The organism is Gloeocapsa sp. PCC 7428 (genome assembly GCF_000317555.1).
Lineage (GTDB): Bacteria > Cyanobacteriota > Cyanobacteriia > Cyanobacteriales > Chroococcidiopsidaceae > Chroogloeocystis.
Window position 1 is genome coordinate 4,126,263 of the sequence record NC_019745.1, and the last position, 21,617, is coordinate 4,147,879.

Genomic DNA, 21,617 nt, shown 5'->3' on the forward strand with positions numbered 1-21,617 from the left:
CAAGTGGGGGACTTTGCAAGGCTTGGTTCCCTTGAATTCTGGGGGCGCATCATACTCCTGAAAGTATATTTTTGGAAAATTATGTATTGTCAAAACAAATATATAGCAGTTGTTGGGTGTGGTTATTGGGGTAAAAATCTTGTCCGCAATTTTGCCCAACTTGGTGTCTTAAGAGTTATTTGCGATGCTAGCTATACGACAGTCAAGTTACTCAGCGAACAATTTGACGTTCCTTGCGTGACAGACTTTCAACAGGTATTATCGCTACCAGAGGTGCAAGCTGTTGTGATTGCAACGCCTGCAACAACACACGCAGATCTCGTCATGCAAGCTTTAGCAGCGGGTAAAGATGTTTTTGTTGAAAAGCCGCTAGCGTTGACTTTAGACGATGCTTTAGCAATTCAAACGCTAGCAAACAAAAGCGATCGCCTGCTGATGGTTGGGCATTTGCTGGAATATCATCCTGCATTAGTAACACTACGTCAACTCGTCGCTGATGGCAAACTTGGCAAACTGCAATACCTTTACTCGAATCGCTTAAGTTTTGGCAAAGTTCGCACCGAAGAAAATGTGTTGTGGAGTTTCGCACCGCACGATATCTGCAATATTCTGGGATTTACAGGCGAACTTCCGCGCCGCGTGCAAGCGTTTGGTAGCAGTTTTGATAGAGTTGAAGACTTTTGTACGATTAATTTAGAATTTGCTAACAATATTAAAGCGCATATTTTCGTAAGTTGGCTGCATCCGTTTAAAGAACATCGGTTAGTTGTCGTGGGCGATCGCGCAATGGCCGTTTTTGACGATGTCTCTACCGATGCTAAACTTTGTCTTTACCCGCAGCAGGTCGAATTTCAAGGTCATTTACCCATCTTGCACAAAGATGCAAAACAAATTATTCCGCTACCGCAAGCCGAACCTTTACTTTTGGAATGTCAGCATTTTCTGCATTGCGTCCAAAACCGTCAACAACCCATCACCGGAATTAAAAACGGGATCGATGTTTTAACCATTTTAGAATCAGCGCAAGCATCCTTAACAACTCACGGCAACATGATTGATCTTAAGGAGAAGTGCTTTGTCAGTTAAATTACAGCCACCCGCTACCAATTACTTTGTTCACGAATCAGCCTATGTTGATTCTCCTTGTACGATTGGTACAGGAACGCAAATTTGGCATTTTAGCCATGTTATGCCCAATGTTGAGATTGGCGAAAATTGTAAGCTTGGTCAAAATGTCTTTGTCGCGAGTGGAGTGAAAATTGGTCGTAACGTTAAAATTCAAAACAACGTTTCGGTTTATGCAGGCGTCATTTTAGAAGATGATGTTTTTTGCGGACCAAGTTGCGTATTTACAAACATTAGAAATCCGCGATCGGCGATTCCACGCAACACCGCTGATGATTATTTAGTGACTTTAGTGAAACGTGGGGCGACAATTGGTGCAAATGCCACAATCGTTTGTGGTGTAACGATTGGTCATCATGCGTTCATAGGTGCAGGTTCTACAGTGACGAAAGATGTTCCTGATTATGCTCTTGTCTACGGTAATCCTGCAAGACAACGCGGTTGGATGTGCGAGTGTGGCGCGAAGCTTATCAGTCTAGAGAAAATCCACGTCTGCAACGAGTGCGATCGCCAATATCAGTACACTAGCCCGCATCAGATTCAAAGAATAAAATGAAATCAATTTAGAATATGAAAATTCCCAGTTTTGATGCCAAGAGTCAATATCATATACTTGCGCCTGAGTTAATCAATGTCGTTAGTTCAGTGATGGCTGATGGGCGCTATATTATGGGTCCACAAGTGAAATGCTTTGAAACGCAGTTTGCTAGCTACCTTGATTGTGCTTCTGCGATCTCATGCAATTCTGGTACTGATGCTTTACACCTAGCTTTACGCGCCTTAAATATTGGTGTTGGAGACGAAGTAATCACTACGCCGTTTACGTTTATCGCAACTACCGAAGCGATTGGGATTGTGGGTGCGACTCCTGTGTTTGTAGACGTCGATTTGGAAACTTACAATATCGATCCCCAGCAAATCGAAAGCAAGATTACCGAACGTACTAAGGCGATATTACCTGTGCATCTTTACGGTCGTCCGTGCGATATGTCTGCGATCGTGGCGATCGCACGCAAATATAATCTCAAAGTCATTGAAGATTGCGCGCAAGCAACAGGCGCGGTTTGGGAAGGACAAAAAGTCGGAACGATTGGTGATGTTGGTTGTTTTAGCTTTTTCCCAACAAAAAACTTAGGCTGTTTTGGTGACGGCGGTGCGATCGCCACAAACGATCCTGAAATTGCCGATCGCGTTGAGTATCTGCGCCGACACGGGGGAAAAATTAAGTATCAACATGAAGAATTGGGCTTAAATAGCCGTTTAGATACACTGCAAGCGGCGATTTTATCTGTTAAGCTACCCTATCTCGAACAATGGAACACCGCCAGAAAAGCGATCGCCTATTACTATTTAGAACAACTCGCTTCTGTTTCAGGGATTGTATTGCCAAGCGTTGTTGCTAACGGTACATCTGTTTGGAATCAGTTTACAATTCGGGTTCTGGACGGACAACGCGATCGCCTTCAGCAACAGCTAAATCAAAAAGGAATTAGCACGATGGTTTATTACCCAATTCCTTTACATTTGCAAAAGGTACATAGTCATTTGAATTATCCTTTAGGGTCACTACCCAATAGTGAAAAATTAAGTACTGAAGTTTTATCATTACCAATGTTTCCTGAGTTAAGTTTATTCGAGCAACAAATCACTGTCGAAGCAATCAGTCAAGCTTCAGCAAATTTATCCTGTATCCATGAATACGTATAATACTCATTCGATAATTTCGTAATTTGTGGATAGAAATGAATGTAGGAAAAAATAGATAATTCTGACTTTTATGGCTCAAAGTTCCACAGTTCGAGCTAAACCACGTGCTTACCTTAAGCTATCACTTAGTATACTTTTTGGTATTACTGGACAACTGCTCATGAAGCATACAATGAGTATTGCTGCTACAGAACTATTTACGTTATCGTTTGTTGTGCAATTAACTTTAGCACTGGCGACTTATACGATTGGAGTAGCAAATTGGGTTTTAGCGCTGCGGGTTGTCAAACTTAGTGTGGCTTATCCTTTAAGTAGTTTGAATTATGTGGGAATCTTATTCGGTTCGTACTACTTCTTTAATGAGACGATCACCTTTACACGAATTCTAGGAGTATTACTCATCTTTACCGGAGTTCTATTTGTCGCCTTATCTCAAAGCGGTCGCCAACTCATATCGAAATGAATGTTCTTCCTTGGATATTTTTATTACTTGTCGTAGTTCTCGGTACTGTTGGGCAAATATCCCTCAAATACGCACTCTATAATAATGCCTCGACACCGAAAATTTTTAATTCTTACTATTTTTGGATTTGGTCTATTTGTTATGTAATTGTTACGTTATTGTGGCTCGTTGTTTTACGCACAATTCCGTTAAGTCAAGCTTTTCCTGCTCTTGGATTGACGTTTGCTTTAGTTCCCTTGGCTTCACATCAAGTTCTTAAAGAAAAGATTGCTTTTGGTCAATGGATAGGAATTGCAATCATCATCACTGGAGTTTGTTTAGTTGTACAAATGTAATTTTTAAAATAAGGAAAATAGAATGATGATATTACCAAGAAAAGTATTAGTTACAGGAGTTGCGGGGTTTATTGGTTCTCATTTACTAGATAAACTTATAGCAGCAGGTCATCAAGTTGTTGGTATTGATAACCTGTGCATGGGAAAACTAGAAAACATAGCACATCATCTAGATAATCCAGCGTTTAAGTTTCTACAACGGGATATTACTGAAGCATCGACCTTTGCGAATTTAGAAGACTTTGACTGTTTGGTTCACTTAGCAGCATTTAAAATTCCCCGTTATGGTAAAGCGATTGATACGCTAAAAATTAATTATCAGGGAACAGAAAATGTTTTAGAGTTTGCGCGATCGCGTAACTGTAAGTGTGTTCTTGCTTCGACTTCTGATGTCTATGGTCGCAATCCTAAATTACCATTTAACGAAGATGATGATTCCGTTTTAGGTTCGTCAAAAGTAGCCCGCTGGAGTTATGCTGTTTCTAAACTTTTTGATGAACATTTAGCCTTCGCTTATCAAGAAAGCTACGGATTTCCTGTTGTCATTTTACGCTTTTTTGGTTCCTATGGACCGCGACATCACTTATCTTGGTGGGGGGGACCACAATCGGTTTTTATTGAACAAATTTTGAGCGATCGCGAAATTCAAATTCATGGAGATGGCTTACAAACACGTAGTTTTACCTATATCAGTGATACTGTAGCTGGAATTTACGCAGCAATTATCAAACCTGAAGCCAACGGCGAGATTTTTAATATTGGAAGCGATCGCGAAATTTCAATATTGAACTTGGCTAAAACTATCAAAAGATTAAGCGATACACCTGGCAATCTTAAGCTTAAATTTGTTCCTTACGAATCATTTACTGGGAAGAAGTATGAAGATGTGCGGCGTAGAGTTCCCGATAGTAGCCGTTGCGAGCAAATTCTTGGTATCAAAGCGGAAGTTTCTTTAGAAGAGGGACTATTACGAACAATTGCTTGGCATCGCAGTCTAAAATCACAAGAGGAATCAAGTCTACTTGTGCTGAATTGAGAAATAGATTGGTAATGGGTAATTGATATTACCTATTACCTAAGTTACAAGTTGACGCTTATATTTGAAAAATCACATAACGTAGTCTTTCCATAGACATAAGATGAATAACTTACAATTGCTTTATTTATAAAATTCATATGAACATTGCAGTGATTGGTGGTGGCTTGATGGGGCTAGTTTTAGCTCATCGTCTCTCGCAGCAAGGACATATAGTGACTGTTTTTGAACGTAATCATCAACTAGGTGGACTTGCAACTTATCACGATTACGGTTCTTTTGTGTGGGATCGCTTCTATCATGTTATCTTGCCTTCGGATACACATTTAATTAGATATTTGCATGATATTGGCTTAGGCGATCAGTTACGTTGGCGCAGTACAGGTACAGGCTACTATGTCGATAAAAAATTATATTCAATTAGTAACACATTAGAATTTTTACGCTTTCCGCCTCTTAGTTTGTGGGGAAAGTTTCGGCTAGCTTTTACTTTAATTTATGGCTCTCGAATTAAAAATTGGCAACCTTTAGAAAGAATATCTGTTGAAGATTGGTTAGTTAAACTTAGTGGTAGGAAGACTTATCAAAAATTTTGGCTACCGTTACTGCTAGCGAAGCTTGGAGAAAACTATAAAAAAGTTTCAGCGGTTTTTATATGGTCTTATATTAAACGTTTATTCTCAGCGCGCGATTCTTCTCTAAATAAAGAAAAATTAGGCTATGTTGTAGGAGGATATAAAACAGTTTTTGATCGTCTTGAAAAGTTGATTTATGCTGCGGGTAGTTGTATTTGTACAGGTGTAGCAATTAACAGAATTATTCCTGATTCTGTAGATGGTTTATGGGTTGAGTACAAAAGTAAAAAAGAGCATTTTGATAAGGTTATTTTTACCGCACCTGTTGAAATTTTACAAGACGTTGCACCGCCTAGTCTTGTTCAAATGAGTGGCGATCGCACTTCAATTGAATATCTCGGTGTCATCTGCATGGTATTAGTTACCCGTAAACCTTTAGTTCCTCACTACGTCGTCAATATTGCTGATAGTCGAGTTCCTTTTACGGGAGCGATCGGTATGACTAATCTTGTATCGCTTCAAGAAACTGCTGGATTACATTTAACCTATCTACCAAAATATATCCTATCAAGCGATCCTCTGTTGCAAAAAACTGATGCAGAATTGCGTCAACTATTTGTATCAGGACTTCGTTATATGTTTCCCCATCTAAGTGAAAATGATATTGTCACCACTCATATTAATCGTGCCAAACACGTTCAACCTTTACAGATTCTTAACTACTCGCGCAAAGCACCACAAGTTACCACTAGTCACAAAGATTTCTTAGTTCTCAATACTTCCCAATTTGTAAATGATACACTCAACAATAATACAGTCGTACGCCATGTTGAGGAATTTCTTAAAAATGAACGTTCAATAGTATGAAATCACTTGTAAAATTTCTGTATTAAACCGAAGTTGATAAACTGAAATAAATGGGTACAAAATATTCTAGTAATTTTTGCTAAGACTTTGTACCCATTTACTATTATTTATTTTTGAGCATAGATCTGAATCAGATCGTCAAACGAATGAGTCAGTTGGTACTGATCCACAATCCAACGCGCCACTATAGGGTTAAAGTCCGCGTATGTATTATATCCCCACTCAGTAAATTCGCGTTCTACATAAACAATAAGTTCAGGAGGATTAGCCCGCATTCGGGTAAGAAAGTTTTCTTCATCTTGTGCTGTTGGTAAAGCTACCGGAAGAAAAGTAAGTTCTTTACTAGGTGAGTGAGTTGCTGTGAGAAAATTTAGGATATTACCTTCCGGTAAAACTAGAACTGATGTAGCACCAGAAGCATTAATAACGTCTATTGTTTGATTAAAGACTCGCGCTGTTTTAGCATCTGTCAAATAAAAAGTTCCGTAATCTGAGCTAACAGCATAATTGTAATTGCGAATAAGGTTCCCAGCTTTAAAGCTAGCGCCAATCAATAGGCAAATCAGTAAGTAACGCCAAACGATTTTGCGGTTCTTTTGTGCTAAATAGTAGAGCAAGGTAAAAAATAATATAATAACAGTTGTAGCGTATAAGCCATAAAAATTAATATAAAATAGCCAACGAGAATTAAGTACTAGTGAAAATACTAACAATGCTCCTAGCAAACCTACTTGACTAAACTTGTGACGCTTTGTAAATAAGATAAGTAACCATCCAGCGATCGCAGGCATAAACCACGATAGCTCTCCTAAGGGGTAAGCTACTGCCATAAATCTACTACGGAGAATTACCTTACTTAGCACAATAATGCCAGCGCTAGCGAAAGTAAAACTAATCAAAAACTCAGTGATATTCCTTATCTTGTGTGAACTGTTGCTCTTTGATTTAACTAACCAATGTGCTGCTACCATGGCTAAGACAATGACTACCGACGTAGTCAAAAAAGCCTTAAGCGATAGCCACCATACTTGTAAAGTTTTAATCGGTGAAGTTTGAAACAATTGACTACGATTTAAAACATCAGCTTTAGCAATTGGAAATAACGAAGTATGAATATTTTCCCAAGAAGCTTGCTGCGCAAGTAAAGCTAATGGAATGAAGGCACAAAGGCTAGCAATCAATATTACTAACAAGCTACGATGTATTTTGACTTTGAACTTTTGCACTCCAGAGAGATTGATAGCAGCTAACACCCCTGCTATTGCAGCAACTCCATATTCCTGTTTTGATAAACCCGCTAGCCCACAAGCGATCGCAGCAGCTACCAGCCATCTCGTCTTATAGGATGACTGTTCATAATAATGTACACAACTAATCGCCATTAAACATAATACTGTTGCATATACGGCTGCATAGCTATAAGGCACGACAAAATTAAATATTCCTGAACCCAGAATGCAGTAAATCATTATGCATACTGTACATAAAGCAGCCCAACTTGCATTAGTCAGCGTCTTAGCTAACTGATAAACTAAGACTGTAGCAACCAATGATAAAACAAAACCTAGTATATAAAAGACTTCTAAACGGTGTCCAAAAATAGACAGTGCTAAAGCATTTACGTAATACGCAAGCGGACCATAATACGTCGCAATATCGCGATAGAGCGCTTGTCCTGTAAGTAAACGCGCTGGGATTTCTACTTCACGCCCAATATCGATAACCGCACCGTCTAGTTTACCCCAGCTTAATGCGGCGATCGCAGCAAAACAAACCAGTACAATCCCCAGCCACAAATCAAGCCGTAACCAATTTTTTATGATTTGCTCTTTACCAAGACGTCTTCCCTGAAACTCAGCCGAATTTCTCATATTAAATTTAGCTCTCCTAATTCTTTCAAATTTAATATCACGACACACTTTCTCTAAGGCAAAATCACAAGAAGTGTCAATGTTATAAAATTTTCTAAAAAAAATGTTGCGTTTACATTGAAAAATGCTTTATCGTTGTATTATACATAGAAATCTGAGCTTTCTTTATAAAGATTAAAATTACTTTCAATAAAAATTATAGGAGGTAAGCTAAGCTTCTATTAAAACCAATATATAGCAATTTCTACTAATTTGTGTCATATTTCATTTATATCAGTTTGAAATAACAACACTGATTCAAATTTAGTCATGGCTTAATTTAACCACTGCACTGTTGCCATATGTTTGAGCAACATCATACAGCTTTGCTGTCTCATTATTGATGTGCAGATCTTTACATCAAAGTAAGCTGTTCTATTCATTAATTAAACTTTAGTTATTGGCATCAAAAGTCAAAGATCGCAATAGCTAAGTAATAAAGTGCTACGTCGTGCTAACAAGTACACCCATCAAGTAAATCATATAGAAATACAATGAGTTACACAGCAGATTCCCATGAGGAATTTTTAATAGCACAAGTACAAACAAACCAAACTATATTTACAACCCAAACTCCTAGTATTCAAAATGCTTCTGACGGTGTGCCCTACGAGCTTGGAATGAAGTTCAGAAGCGCAAAAGCAGGAGAAATCACTGCGATTCGTTACTGGAAAGCAGCCAACGAAACAGGAACCCATGTCGGTAAAATCTGGACAGCAACAGGTACACTTCTGAGTAGCGTAACCTTTACGAATGAAAGTGCTTCAGGTTGGCAACAGCAAACACTTAATACACCACAATCCATTGCTGCAAATACAACATATGTAGTTTCTGTCAATGCTAATAGCCATTTTCCGATTACGTATAACGGATTAGGAACTACTGTAACCAATGGAGATCTCAGTTCAGTAGCTGATGGTAACAATGGAGTGTTTGCTTCTCAAGGTTCTTTCCCAAGTAGTTCGTATCAGAACAGCAACTACTTCCGCGATGTTGTATTCGTTGTTACTAGCAGTCAAACAATCACGAAAGTCAGTGGAGACAATCAAACTGGTACAGCAGGAACAACATTACCAGCACCATTAGTCGCTCAAGTGAAAGACGCTGCTGGTAATCCACAATCAGGAGTCACGATCAATTTTACAGTTGATAGTGGCGGTGGCTCAGTCTCTCCTACTAGTGCAGTAACTGATACTAACGGACAGGCTAGCACTGTCCTCACCTTAGGAGCCGCCCCAGGTGCGATCGAGCCAGTGATTAATACCGTGAGTGCAACAGCATCTGGGATAGGTAGTGTAACTTTTAGTGCTACAGCTAATCCTACAGGCAATCCTACCACTCAGACTTTATTCACAAATCAAGTTCCTGGTATCTCGAATGCTAGTGATGGTATTGCTTATGAACTGGGAACGAAGTTCCAAAGCTCTGCTGGAGGTCAAATTACTGCAATTCGCTATTGGAAAGCACCTAGCGAAACAGGTACGCATGTTGGTAAAATTTGGACAGCAGGCGGTCAAGTCTTAGCAACCGTTAACTTCACGAATGAGTCAGCTTCAGGTTGGCAACAGCAGGAACTTAGCACCCCAGTTTATATAGACCCTAATACTACATATGTAGTTTCCGTCAACTGTAATAGTCATTTTGCACTGACCTACAACCAATTGGCAAACTCAGTAGTCAATGGACCGCTGAGAACGGTTGCTGATGGCAATAATGGAGTCTACGGTAGTTTTAACTCCTTTCCCACGAGTTCTTACCAAAATAGCAACTATTTCCGCGACATAGTATTTATTGTTAGCAGTACTGTTAATAAAGTAAGCGGTGATAACCAAAGTGGTACGGTGGGTTCGACATTACCTAACCCCTTGGTAATACGAGTTGAGAACAGTGCTGGCAATCCTCAAGCTGGCGTTACAGTTAGCTTTACGGTTGACAGTGGCGGAGGTTCAGTTTCACCGAATATTGCTGTCACTAATAGTAGTGGTCTAGCTAGTACATCGCTGACATTAGGTTCGATACCGAGTGGGCCCAACAACGCTGTCGTTGTAACTGCTACAGCCAGTGGAATTGGTAGTGTTATCTTTACGGCGAAAGCTATTCCAGAAAACCCCAACGCAATCTATTTAGAAAATCTCCAACAAGGTACGACAAACTGGAAAATCACCAATCAAGCTTTTAATGAAATTGCTGGTTATGCAACAGCAACAAGCGTTAACAAAGGTGGTTCGCTCCCCATTAAAGTTTCTCTGGCACAGTCTGGACAATTTACAGTAGATGTGTACCGTCTAGGCTACTACGGAGGTAGGGGCGGTCGCTTAGTCGCTAGCAGTGGTTTGTTGAACGGAATTACCCAACCAGCAGGGACTTTAAATAGTACTACCCGTTTGTTTGAATGTAACTGGTCAACATCCTACACGATCGCCGTTGGTGCTAATTGGACAAGTGGTTTGTACATAGCTAAGCTGACTGACCAACGAACAGGTAAGCAAAGCCAAATATGGTTTGTCGTGCGTGACGATAGTAGTAACTCTAAAATACTATTCCAAAGTAGCTTTACAACATTTCTTGCATATAGCAATACTGGCGGCTATAGCTTATATAGTTTCAATAGTATTGGTGGACAAAGAGCATTTAAAATTTCATACGACTGTCCCTTCTCACAAACTGGTGTTGGATTCGGTGAATTCAATAATATTTTTCGATGGGAGTACAACATGGTACGGTGGTTGGAGTCTCAAAGCTATGATGTGTCTTACATCACCAACATGGATGTACAGAATAATTCCCAGCTTCTACAGCAACATCAAGTTTTTCTGTCAGTTGGTCATGATGAATACTGGTCCTTAGAAGAACGCAATCATGTTGAGCAAGCCCGTAACAGTGGAGTTAACTTAGGATTTTTCTCTGCTAATACTTGTTATTGGCGAGTCAGGTTTGAGAACAGCACAAGTGGAGTTGCTGACCGTGTTATGGCATGTTACAAAGACGCATGGAATCTAGATCCAGTCGCTGCACAAAACTCGAGTGCTGCAACCAATAAATTTCGCAGCCCGCAGAATAATAAGCCAGAAAGTGCTTTGCTAGGAGTCATGTACGTTGGTGACATAGATATCGTTTATGGAGGCTTTGATTTTGTTATCAAAAACAGCAACCATCCTTATTATGCTAATACAGGTCTCAGCAACGGCGATCGCCTCAGCCAATTAGTGGGGTTTGAATGGGATGCAATTAATCCAAATGCTGCGCCTAATGGGCTGGAAATTTTAGCCGAATCGCAATCCCCCCAGGCTCCTGACAACGTAGAATTAGAAGGATTTCCTGCTGGAACGAATCCTCGAGTATCACACGCAGTTCGCTATGTTGCTGCTAGCGGAGCAAAAGTTTTTGCAACTGGTTCGATTCAATGGATGTGGGGACTAGATAGCGATGGTGTATCTACCCCGCGTGAAGATCTTCGCGCTAAGCAAATTGCAGTGAACATCTTGGCAGATATGGGCGCTAAACCTTTGACTCCCGATCCAGACATTATTGTTCCCTAAGTCAACGCTATTTCTTCTTAAGGAATACAAAGATGAATTTGAGAATCAGACGCCGCCGCTTTGGACAAATTGCGATCGCCAGCGCAGCTGCGACGGCTTTAGGAAGCTTTGCTAAACGAACGCTGGCACAAACAGGACCAATTCTTTACGGTGTAACAGTAGATTCTACCGGCACAAACTTAATTATTCAAGCGCTGAATTTAGCCACAGGTAATCTCTTACCAACCAACATCCAACGTAAACTTGAAACTAACGAACGCATTAGCGGTTTTACCTCACTTCCCAACGGTAGATTTGCGATCGCAACAGGTCCTGCCGCATCATTGCCTGGTAGAGGCGTGGGACGACGCAGCCGTTTAATTTCCTCAACTGCACAAAATCTACCCGAACCTCAGGGGCTAGATGCAAATGCTGCATTTGAAAGTATACTCAACACTACTGACAACAGACTTCTTAGCATTGTTAGTCTCAATCAAGGAACACCGCCATTTCGTTTTGCCAATGTCGATCGTCAATCTGGCAGAGTCACCTATTTATCTGATATCGATTTACGAGCTAATCGGCGATATAGCAATCTAAGCCAATCGCCTAAAGGTAACATATACGGTACATTGCTTGGTCCTGACGGTGGTCCCACTCTAGTCCAGTTCGACTTTGCCAACCGCTCCATCGTGACTGGTAAAGCTAAAATTATACCGATCGCGCAGCTGACTTATAATAAACGACCCTTATTCAATGACGTAGCTAGCTTAGCATTATCCCCCTCCAACCAATTATTTGCACTGGCTGACCCGACTTACGAAGGTACAAATTCTCTATTTTTAGTCAACATTCAAACTGGAGAAATGACCTTTCTACGAAAATTTGCCGTACAGAAGATTACTTTTACTCGCTAATCAATTCATCGTCAATTTCATAAAATGCAAACACAATTTTCCCAAACCAACATTATTCCCAATACAATTTCCCCAACCGCAGACTCGCGTTCTGTTAGCATTATTATTCCCTGCTTTAATGAATCGGAAGGAATCGAGTCACTAAGTACAAAACTCTTACCAGTTTGGCAGCAGTTGAATTTAATTAGAAAAACTGAACTCATTTTCGTTGACGATGGTAGTACTGATGATACCTTTGCGCAAATTCAACATTTTTTTGGCGAACAAGCACAGATCGTCCGCCATCCGAAAAACAAAGGACTCAGCGCTGCAATTCGCACTGGCTTTATCCATTCACGCGGCGACATTATTTGTACAATCGACAGCGATTGCACCTACGATCCACAATATCTACTTCCACTCTTAAACTTAATGAATCGTGCAGACGTCGTTACTGCTTCGCCATACCACCCAAAAGGTAGTGTCAAAAATGTTCCACCTTGGCGGCTATTTTTGAGTAAAGGTCTATCGCAAATTTATCGAATAGTTCTACCGCAAAAACTCTACACCTATACAAGTATGTTTCGCGCTTATCGTCGCGAAGTTTTAGAAATAATACCTATCACATATCCTGGGTTCCTTGGTCTAGTCGAAATTTTAGTCGAAGCTATGCTGCATGGTTACAAAGTTGCAGAGTATCCTGCTGAACTTCAAAGTCGAGTTTATGGACAGTCAAAACTACGTGTTGCTAGAGTCATTTTGAGTCACCTACGGTATTTGGCTCAGTTGATCAAACGCAGAGCGGTCAAACCCAAAAAAGCTTTAGTTTATAAGTAGCTTCCTAATCACTCTTATTCAGAAATCATATACTCATGAAATTAATCACAATTCTAGGTGCTAGACCACAATTTATCAAAGCATCGGTCGTTAGTTCTGCCTTCAAAAATGCTGGAATAGAAGAAATTCTTATCCACACCGGACAGCACTTTGACCGCACAATGTCTGAGGTTTTCTTTCAAGATTTAGATTTACCCCAACCTGAATATCATTTAAATATCCACAGTCTAAATCATGGGGCGATGACAGGTCGCATGATGGAGAAGATCGAAGAAATCTTATTACAAATCAAGCCAGATTGGGTGTGCGTTTATGGTGATACCAACTCTACGATCGCCGGCGCTTTAGTTGCGGCGAAGCTACAAATTCCTATTGTCCATATTGAAGCAGGATTACGTAGCTTTAATCGAGAAATGCCCGAAGAAGTCAATCGCGTTGTTACCGATCATCTTTCGCAACTGCTATTTGCACCAACACCTCTAGCCGTACAATGTCTTGAAAAAGAAGGAATCTTTCAAGGAGTGCATCTTGTTGGAGATGTGATGATGGATGCGATCTTAACGTATCTTGTTAAAGCCCAGCAGACATCGCAAATTCTAGAGAAACTTGATTTAGTTGACCAAAAATTTTATTTAGCAACGATTCATCGACCGAGTAACACCGATAACCGCGATCGCCTCCGAAATATCTTAGAAAATTTAACGCAACTCAAATATCCTGTTGTATTTCCCATGCATCCGCGTACGTTAGCCAAAGTACAGCAGCAGGCAATGATACATTATCTGGAAGCGATACAAGTTATTCCACCAGTGAGCTACCTAGATATGTTGATCTTAGAAAAAAACTGTCAAGCTGTGCTTACTGATTCGGGAGGAATGCAAAAAGAAGCATACATTTTAGAACGTCCTTGCTTTACACTAAGAGACGAAACCGAGTGGCAAGAAACTGTAGAAGTCGGTTGGAATCATCTAGTTAAGCCCGAAAACCTACATCAGTCTTTAACCAATTTCACCACACCAACTCATGCACCACGACTCTACGGCGAAGGTAACGCAGCAACACGCATTGCTGACATCTTACTTGCTGCGTAACGAATCAGCCGTTCGTATTTCTATAAGCAGGTCTAATCACGGCATTGTGATTTGTGCAAAATTTTCACAATTACGTAATTGCATCCTTAAAATTCGTCTCAATTTAGCATCAGCGTTGAAAAAGAGTTTACAGTAACGTGACTCAACGCATCTACGTTAAAATATTTGTAGCAAAAACTCTAAATTTGGTAATACGGTAAAATTACTGAATCTACTTTACTCCTCCGTATTTATTCTGTTATTTTAAGTGAAAACACGCTTGAATGCATGACACAGCAAAGTTACATTGCTGTCGTCACTTATTTTTGTCTGAAAATGCCAAAAACATTGAAATCTCTCCTTTTTTGGGTTGAATAGCAAGAAAGTATTTAGCACGCGCTTGCAGTTAGGACTTTAGCCTAAGAAACGCTAATAGCTGACCGCTAATTTCTTATTGTTGCTAATAACCAACCCTGAAATTACCTTTATTTTCATGCACTTATAAGTAGCTTGTAGGTGTATTCAACCCAGCGAAAACGGTGCTGTTTATCTGATTCCTCTTGATGTTGACTTCAAGAGCCGATACTGTCTGCATATTTTTTGCAAGCTAGTGCGCTAGTAAAACAATATCTCCAAAAATGTACTGATTTCAACCCACAACATAACTGTTAAATAAAACAACTTGTATGCTGATTTTGAAACCTGCAATTTATATTTTAGCAGCGTTAGCTATTAGTAACTTAGGTCAGATAGCGTGTGCTAGCTCTAGTGTTGAGCTTCCAGATTCTCATATCAGAGTCAGCAATCTTAACTCGCAAGACAATGCGACTTCGTTCAAGGTCAACGCTGCGCATCTATTGCAGCAACAAGCAGCGCAAGACAGTTCGACAAAGGCTGATAGTTACAATATCGCGCAAGCAACAACGTTTCCAGATATTCAAAACAACTGGGCGCAAAGTTTTATTGAAGCTTTAGCCGCACGGAATGTTATTAGTGGTTTTCCCGATGGAACTTTTCGCCCTGATGCACCCGTGACGCGCGCGCAGTTTGCCGCGATGATTAGTAAAGCGTTTCCGCTAACACAGCAACGGGAAGGAATCACCTTTAACGATGTTCCTTCATTTTACTGGGCAAGTGATGCGATTCAAGCCGCGTACCAATCAGGGTTTTTGGCAGGATATCCGAATAACATCTTTCTTCCTGAGCAAAACATTCCGCGCGCACAAGTTTTAGTCTCCCTCGCGAGTGGACTGAACTTGACAGCAAGCGATATCGCGATTCTAGATAACTTCCAGGATGCTGCTGCTATTCCTGATTTTGCGCGCAACGCGATCGCTGCTGCAACCGAAAATCGGATAGTCGTTAACTACCCTAACCTAGCAACGCTCAATCCCAATCAAGTTGCAACACGTGCGGATGTTGCTGCATTTATTTATCAAGCTTTAGTCCGTAACGGTACATTACCACCTTTAGAACCAACGGATGTAGCAAATCAGTATATTGTGGGTTACGAAACCGTTGCTACAGCACCAGAACCTGCAACACCGCCCGCAGAGCAAGAAGTCGCACAGTTACGCGAACAGTTTCGCATTGAACCACCAACAATCGTCGATACGATTAGACCTACAGTACCAGGTGGTGGATCGAGTGTTGGTTCGCCTACTGCGTTTGGTGCTGATTGGGGTGATGCATTTTTAGGTGCAAGCTTTCAAGCACGGGCGCGGAATACGAGTCGTTCTGATGGTGGAGTTTCCTTTGGTTTTGGTTTAGGTGATGCGGAACGTGCTGTTGGTTTAGAAGTTGCAGTTTCAGTTGTCGATTTATTGGGTGATACATTTGAAGATGGTGGCGTTAGCTTGAAACTACACCGCGTATTACCAAACAACTTTGGTGTCGCGGTTGGTGTTGAAAATGCAACGACTTGGGGTTCTACCGATGGTGGTAGTAGTGTTTATGGCGTTGTCAGTAAGATTATTCCCTTGCGCGATGACCCTGCTGAGCCTTTAAGTAAGCTGACTTTATCATTAGGACTGGGTGGCGGTCGTTTCCGTTCGGAAAGTGATGTGAATGATGGTAACGAGACAGTCAATGTCTTTGGTAGCGTTGGTTTACAAGCTTTAGAGCGAGTCTCACTCATCGCCGATTGGACCGGTCAAGACTTAAACTTAGGTGCTTCGATTGTTCCTTTTAACTTTCCATTAATTATTACTCCGGCGATCGCTGATGTTACAGGAAATGCGGGTGACGGTGCAAGATTTATTCTTGGTGTCGGCTATGCAATTTCTTTTTAATGCAAATTTCAGGAAGTTTTATAAAACAAGTATTAATGAGATTTGAAACTATGACAAACATTCTAAAACAGCTATCTATTGGTTTAACATTAGGAACTTCCTTACTAGTTTCCGCAATACCTGTCCAAGCACAAACCGGAAACGCTTCTGATGTGACAGGTGCAGTTATCACAACAAGTGACATTGCAGGTGGTTCGTTTGCTCCTACTCCTAATCAACAAAGCAGCACAACAAGCGCATCAGTTTCTAGCGCTGCACTTGGCATCGCGCTTAGCCAAGCTGTCAGTATCATCAGCGCTCAATTAGCACAAGGAACATTACCAGTTGCCGTTCCTGGTGTTGCTATTGCAAGTATTCCTGTCACAGTGCAGCAAACTTTGTTAGCAGTACTCACAGGATCGGGAAATCCGGCTGCAATTGAAAGTGCGATCGCCGCCGCAGTTGACAATCCAGCCCTAGCAGCAGAACTTGTCGCGGCTCTCCAAGGATTAATCGCTAACGGTACTGCATCTCCAGCAAACTTGTTAGCAGCAGTACAAGCCTACAACGCTGTTATCGATGCAAGTGGTGCGGCTTTGAGTAATCCATCACCAGAACTCGTTGCTGTGCAATCGGTGTTAACAGCGCTCGTGAGTGCGACGTCTTCCGCACAGTAACACAGCTACGACAGAAACATAGCAATTACAGAGGTACAATACGTGCCTCTATTTTTTTATTAGTTGTGTTGCTTCTGTTACTCCGGCGATCGCCTGCTCTATAGTTTCTCCCTGATCGACTGTGCCAATTTCGGGACACTCGGCAATGTACATATCCTCTTCTTTGTACACAATGACCGTACTACGAGTTTTCATATTTTCACAAGCTTTTGAGGTAAACGTAACATTGATGGTAACGCGATCGCACATATCTAAACACGTTACAGACACGTTGAAGATTCGTGAGATTAGGGTAGGCGATCGCAAATTAGTATATGTGTAGCTACTTAAAACAATTATTAAAGATTAAGGGTTTGTACTCATAAGAAGTTTTTGATGAAAGTACCGTAATTCTACTGAGGTAACATCTGTAGAAAGTAAAGTTCAGCAAAACTTTCAGTAGAAACTCTCTATTTGACTTTATAAAACTCAAGTTAAATTCTTCTTGTAGTTTATCAAGGTAAGACTGATTTAGCACGCAGTATTCAAAAAACTACTGCACCAATATGGCACATATTTTTAGCTAACTTCTCTTGAAGAAAGTTTGCGGTATATAGCTAAAAGAGGTTTTCTGTGTTCGATAGACTTACTACTGTAACTCAAAAAATTAGTCCTGGAATGCGTAAAGCAATCCACAATGTAGGTTGGCTAACTGCTGAGCGTATCCTCAGTATGGCACTAACTCTAGCTGTAGGAATACAAGTAGTACGTTACTTAGGACCAGAAAATTTTGGCAAGTTAAGTTATGGTATAAGTCTTGCGGGTTTATTTGGCGCGGTCTCTAAGTTAGGTTTAGATTCAATTGTAGTACGTAATATTGTACGTGACGAAAGTTCAACAGCAGAAACATTGGGAACAGCTTTTTTATTAAAGCTCATTGCTAGCTTCGCAACTATTATATTAGTTGGTTGCACTACATGGACTTTAAATGCTGAGCCTCAAGTACATTGGATAGCAATTATTGTTGCATTTGGGCTAATTCTTCAAGCTTTTGAAGTTATCGATTTCTGGTTTCAGTCTAGAGTTCACTCAAAAGCAATTGTTGGAGTTAGAAGTACTGTACTTCTCCTAAGTTCAGGAATAAAACTTCTATTGATTACGCTCGAATTTCCATTGATAGCATTTGCTTGGTTAATGCTCGTTGATGTTCTACTGAATGCATTAGGAATGATTTGGGTTTACTTTAGACATCGACAGTCACTTTTAACCTGGAGAATTAGCTGGTCTAAAGCTAAAAATTTACTCAACGATTCCTCTCCTTTAATTCTATCCGCAGTAATGGTCACTATCTACATGAAAATTGACCAGGTAATGCTTGGAAATATGGCAACAAACGAATCTGTCGGTAACTACGCAGCAGCAGTAAGATTCTCTGAAGTGTGGTATTTTTTTCCAATAGCTGTCTATTCTTCTGTATTTCCAGCTATCATTCGTACTAAACAAAGAGATGAAAAGGAATATTACTTCAGGTTGCAACAGCTATACGACTTAATGGCTGGCATATCATTAGTAGTTGCAATTTGTGTGACCTTTCTATCAGATACTTTAATTACCAGCTTACTTGGAAAAGAGTATACTTCTGCGGGAGCTATTCTAGCATTACACGTTTGGACAGGACCTTTTTTAATTCTAGGAGTAGCTCGTGGTAAATGGCTAATAGTTGAGAATTTAACTCAACTAAATTTCCTAACTAATTTGATAGGAGCTATTAGCAATATCTTTCTAAACTTAGTTTTAATTCCGGCTTATGATGCAATTGGAGCAGCATTAGCAACAGTTTTATCACAAATCATATTAATGCTTATCTGTCTCATCTATCCTGGCTTATTTCTTAATAGCTGGATGTTAATTAAAGCTTTGTTTATACCTCTCCGGATTGGATTATATATTCAAAAAAAATAAATTTGAAGCAAATATGTCAATAATTACCTTGTTTGATACTTCTGTGTGTAGCTCTAACTTAGGCGATAAAATTATTATAGATGCCATAAAAAAACAGTTGGATTCTATTTTTAGCGATTCGTTGTTTATTCATGTTCAAACACATGACAGGCTATCAAAATCTTCATATAGCTTTTTAAAAAAAAGTAGATTTGCTTTTGTAGGAGGTACAAACCTTTTATCTTCTAATATGAATCGCTATAATCAGTGGAAAATAGACTTAAGAGATTCGTTATTTATCAAAAATGCAATTTTGTTAGGTGTCGGCTGGTGGCAATATCAGCAAAAACCAAATTTGTATACCAGTGTTTTACTCAAAAGTGTGTTGAGTAAAAAGTACACTCATTCTGTGAGAGATAGTTATACAGAACAGCAATTAAGAAAAATTGGAATTACAAATGTAATTAATACATCGTGTCCTACCCTATGGAATTTGACATCAGACCACTGTCGTGATATTCCACGGGGAAAAGCTGATTCTGTATTAGTTACTTTTACGGAGTACAATCAAAATATAGATTATGATTCTCAACTTATAAATTTGCTACAACAGAATTACCAAAATATTTATTTTTGGACACAGCAGCCAAAGGATTATGAATATGCTAAACAGTTTTGTAATAACAATGTGCAATATATAGCACCAAAATTAAAAGCTCTTGATACAGTTTTAGAAAGAAACAAAAATATTGACTACATAGGCACGAGATTGCACGCAGGTATCAGAGCATTACAACATAAAAAAAGAACATTGATTTTATCAGTAGATAACCGCGCCACTGAAATCTCTAAAGATACAAACCTACCTGTTATAGACAGAGGAAATCTACAAGCGATTCATGAGTGGATTCACTCTGAATACGAAACAAAAATTATTGTTCCAGAGAAGAATATAGCAGAATGGAAAGCTCAATTTGGTGTAAGTGAGGATGTTTCTAGTATTTATGTAAGTAACCAACCAAGCACGCTAAAGACATAAGTAAGCAATGAAAATACTGTTACTAAGTACTTACGACTTTCAAGGAGGTGCTGCTCGTGCGGCATATAGGTTACATCAAGGTTTACAAAGTATTAACGTAAACTCTAGTATGCTAGTGCAAAATAAGTATACAGATGATGAAACAGTTATTGCTCCCTCAACAAAGCTAAGTAAAGGATTCGCTAAGCTGAAACCAAATTTAGATAAACTACTATTGCAACTTTATCCAGATTGTAATCGCCAGTTTTCTCCTCAATGGTATCCAGATGCGATCGCACATAAAGTCAGTGAAATTAATCCAGATATTATCAACTTACATTGGGTTAATGCAGGTTATCTAAAAATTGAAACTCTTGCTAAGTTTAAAAAGCCCATTATCTGGACACTACATGATATGTGGGCGTTCACAGGCGGATGTCATTATAATCAAGAGTGCGATCGCTACACTAAATCATGTGGGGCGTGTCCTCAGTTAAAGAGCTTTAAAGAACAAGATTTATCTAATTGGATATGGAAGCGTAAGGCTAACGCCTGGAAAAATCTAAACCTGACTATCATAACTCCTAGTAGATGGTTAGCTAAATGTGCTGAATCTAGTTCACTGTTTCAACACTATCCTATTGAAGTTATTCCTAATGGAATTGATATTCGCACATACAAACCTGTAAATCGTCAAGTAGCACGAAATTTATTGAATTTACCTCAAGACAAACAACTGATTCTTTTCGGGGCTATCAACGCAACTAACGATCGCCGTAAAGGTTTCCATCTACTACAACAAGCGTTAAAAATATTGAGTGCTAACTATAATGACAAGATAGAACTTGTTATTTTTGGTGCTTCTAAGTCAGCTAATACCTTAGCTTTAAATTTAAAATCACACTACTTCGGTAAGTTAAGCGATGAAATTTCTATCGCTTTAGTTTATGCAGCAGCAGACGTATTTGTTGCACCTTCTATACAAGATAACTTACCTAACACAATAATGGAAGCTTTAGCCTGCGGAACACCTAGCGTGGCGTTTAATATTGGCGGAATGCCCGACATGATCGAGCATCAAAAGAATGGATACTTAGCTCAAAGTATTGATGGTAAAGATTTAGCACAAGGTATTACTTGGGTTTTAGAAGATAGCGAGCGCTACAGATATTTATCTAACTGCGCACGGAAAAAGGTAGAGGAAAAATTTACTTTAGAGATACAAGTAAAACACTATTTGAACTTATTTAACAAAAACTACAAAAAACAAAATAGATATTTTTATGCTTGAAGTATGTAAGATCTTAAATAAATAATTGCGAACAATAAGAATATGTTAGTAAATAAATATATCTTTAACTGTATATTTGTTCGAAGAGGAATGAATTAAAAT

The 21,617-nt window shown here is 39.6% G+C and carries 18 protein-coding genes; 16 read left to right on the forward strand and 2 right to left on the reverse strand.

Features of this window, described 5'->3' with window-relative positions:
* Positions 1-81 precede the first annotated feature (81 nt).
* The 7 genes from GLO7428_RS18195 (at position 82) to GLO7428_RS18225 (ending at position 6,108) form a co-directional block, all read left to right on the forward strand.
* A complete protein-coding gene (locus GLO7428_RS18195; protein WP_015190039.1) occupies positions 82-1,086 on the forward strand; it encodes a Gfo/Idh/MocA family protein in 1,005 nt (334 codons plus the stop codon).
* Positions 1,076-1,681, forward strand: coding sequence for an acyltransferase (locus GLO7428_RS18200; protein ID WP_015190040.1), 606 nt, complete (start codon positions 1,076-1,078; stop codon positions 1,679-1,681). Before GLO7428_RS18195 ends, GLO7428_RS18200 begins: the two co-directional genes overlap by 11 nt.
* 14 nt (positions 1,682-1,695) lie before the next feature.
* Positions 1,696-2,832, forward strand: coding sequence for a DegT/DnrJ/EryC1/StrS aminotransferase family protein (locus GLO7428_RS18205; RefSeq protein WP_015190041.1), 1,137 nt, complete (start codon positions 1,696-1,698; stop codon positions 2,830-2,832).
* A 160-nt stretch (positions 2,833-2,992) separates the two neighbouring features.
* Positions 2,993-3,295: a small multidrug resistance protein gene (locus tag GLO7428_RS18210; RefSeq protein WP_231295502.1), complete on the forward strand. Its 303-nt coding sequence runs from the start codon at positions 2,993-2,995 to the stop codon at positions 3,293-3,295.
* Positions 3,292-3,630, forward strand: coding sequence for an EamA family transporter (locus GLO7428_RS18215; protein ID WP_015190043.1), 339 nt, complete (start codon positions 3,292-3,294; stop codon positions 3,628-3,630). Before GLO7428_RS18210 ends, GLO7428_RS18215 begins: the two co-directional genes overlap by 4 nt.
* Before the next feature lie 22 nt (positions 3,631-3,652).
* Entirely contained in the window at positions 3,653-4,666 is a 1,014-nt protein-coding gene (locus GLO7428_RS18220; protein ID WP_196797389.1) for an NAD(P)-dependent oxidoreductase, read from the forward strand.
* Between the two features lie 140 nt (positions 4,667-4,806).
* A complete protein-coding gene (locus GLO7428_RS18225; protein WP_015190045.1) occupies positions 4,807-6,108 on the forward strand; it encodes an NAD(P)/FAD-dependent oxidoreductase in 1,302 nt (433 codons plus the stop codon).
* Between the two features lie 107 nt (positions 6,109-6,215).
* Here the strand turns inward: GLO7428_RS18225 and GLO7428_RS18230 are convergent, their stop codons facing one another.
* Complete coding sequence (locus GLO7428_RS18230; protein WP_015190046.1) at positions 6,216-7,979, reverse strand: glycosyltransferase family 39 protein; 1,764 nt, start codon at positions 7,977-7,979, stop codon at positions 6,216-6,218.
* A gap of 533 nt (positions 7,980-8,512) precedes the next feature.
* Here GLO7428_RS18230 and GLO7428_RS18235 point away from each other — a divergent pair.
* From GLO7428_RS18235 to GLO7428_RS26150, 6 genes are all read left to right on the forward strand, one after another.
* Positions 8,513-11,557, forward strand: a complete 3,045-nt coding sequence (locus GLO7428_RS18235; protein ID WP_015190047.1) for a N,N-dimethylformamidase beta subunit family domain-containing protein — start codon at positions 8,513-8,515, stop codon at positions 11,555-11,557.
* Positions 11,558-11,589: 32 nt separating this feature from the next.
* Complete coding sequence (locus tag GLO7428_RS26140; RefSeq protein WP_015190048.1) at positions 11,590-12,453, forward strand: hypothetical protein; 864 nt, start codon at positions 11,590-11,592, stop codon at positions 12,451-12,453.
* A 24-nt stretch (positions 12,454-12,477) separates the two neighbouring features.
* Entirely contained in the window at positions 12,478-13,269 is a 792-nt protein-coding gene (locus GLO7428_RS18245; RefSeq protein ID WP_015190049.1) for a glycosyltransferase, read from the forward strand.
* Between the two features lie 35 nt (positions 13,270-13,304).
* On the forward strand, positions 13,305-14,360 hold the full coding sequence (gene wecB / locus GLO7428_RS18250; RefSeq protein ID WP_015190050.1) for a non-hydrolyzing UDP-N-acetylglucosamine 2-epimerase: 1,056 nt from the start codon (positions 13,305-13,307) through the stop codon (positions 14,358-14,360).
* Between the two features lie 665 nt (positions 14,361-15,025).
* Positions 15,026-16,630 (forward strand): S-layer homology domain-containing protein, encoded by a 1,605-nt coding sequence (locus GLO7428_RS26145; protein ID WP_015190051.1) that lies wholly within the window; start codon positions 15,026-15,028, stop codon positions 16,628-16,630.
* 50 nt (positions 16,631-16,680) lie between these two features.
* On the forward strand, positions 16,681-17,286 hold the full coding sequence (locus tag GLO7428_RS26150; RefSeq protein WP_155823787.1) for a hypothetical protein: 606 nt from the start codon (positions 16,681-16,683) through the stop codon (positions 17,284-17,286).
* Positions 17,287-17,334: 48 nt separating this feature from the next.
* On the opposite strand, the gene GLO7428_RS18265 is transcribed toward GLO7428_RS26150, so the two are convergent.
* Positions 17,335-17,556, reverse strand: coding sequence for a type II toxin-antitoxin system HicB family antitoxin (locus GLO7428_RS18265; RefSeq protein ID WP_015190053.1), 222 nt, complete (start codon positions 17,554-17,556; stop codon positions 17,335-17,337).
* Between the two features lie 342 nt (positions 17,557-17,898).
* Here GLO7428_RS18265 and GLO7428_RS18270 point away from each other — a divergent pair, with 342 nt between their 5' ends.
* From GLO7428_RS18270 to GLO7428_RS18280, 3 genes are read left to right on the forward strand one after another with little or no spacing between them, the layout of a single operon-like run.
* Positions 17,899-19,227 carry a flippase gene (locus tag GLO7428_RS18270; protein WP_015190054.1) on the forward strand — a complete coding sequence of 443 codons (1,329 nt, stop codon included), beginning with the start codon at positions 17,899-17,901 and terminating at the stop codon, positions 19,225-19,227.
* Between the two features lie 13 nt (positions 19,228-19,240).
* The gene (locus GLO7428_RS18275; RefSeq protein ID WP_015190055.1) at positions 19,241-20,245 is read left to right on the forward strand and encodes a polysaccharide pyruvyl transferase family protein; all 1,005 of its coding nucleotides are present in this window, start codon (positions 19,241-19,243) and stop codon (positions 20,243-20,245) included.
* A gap of 7 nt (positions 20,246-20,252) precedes the next feature.
* On the forward strand, positions 20,253-21,515 hold the full coding sequence (locus tag GLO7428_RS18280; RefSeq protein ID WP_015190056.1) for a glycosyltransferase family 4 protein: 1,263 nt from the start codon (positions 20,253-20,255) through the stop codon (positions 21,513-21,515).
* Positions 21,516-21,617 lie beyond the last annotated feature (102 nt).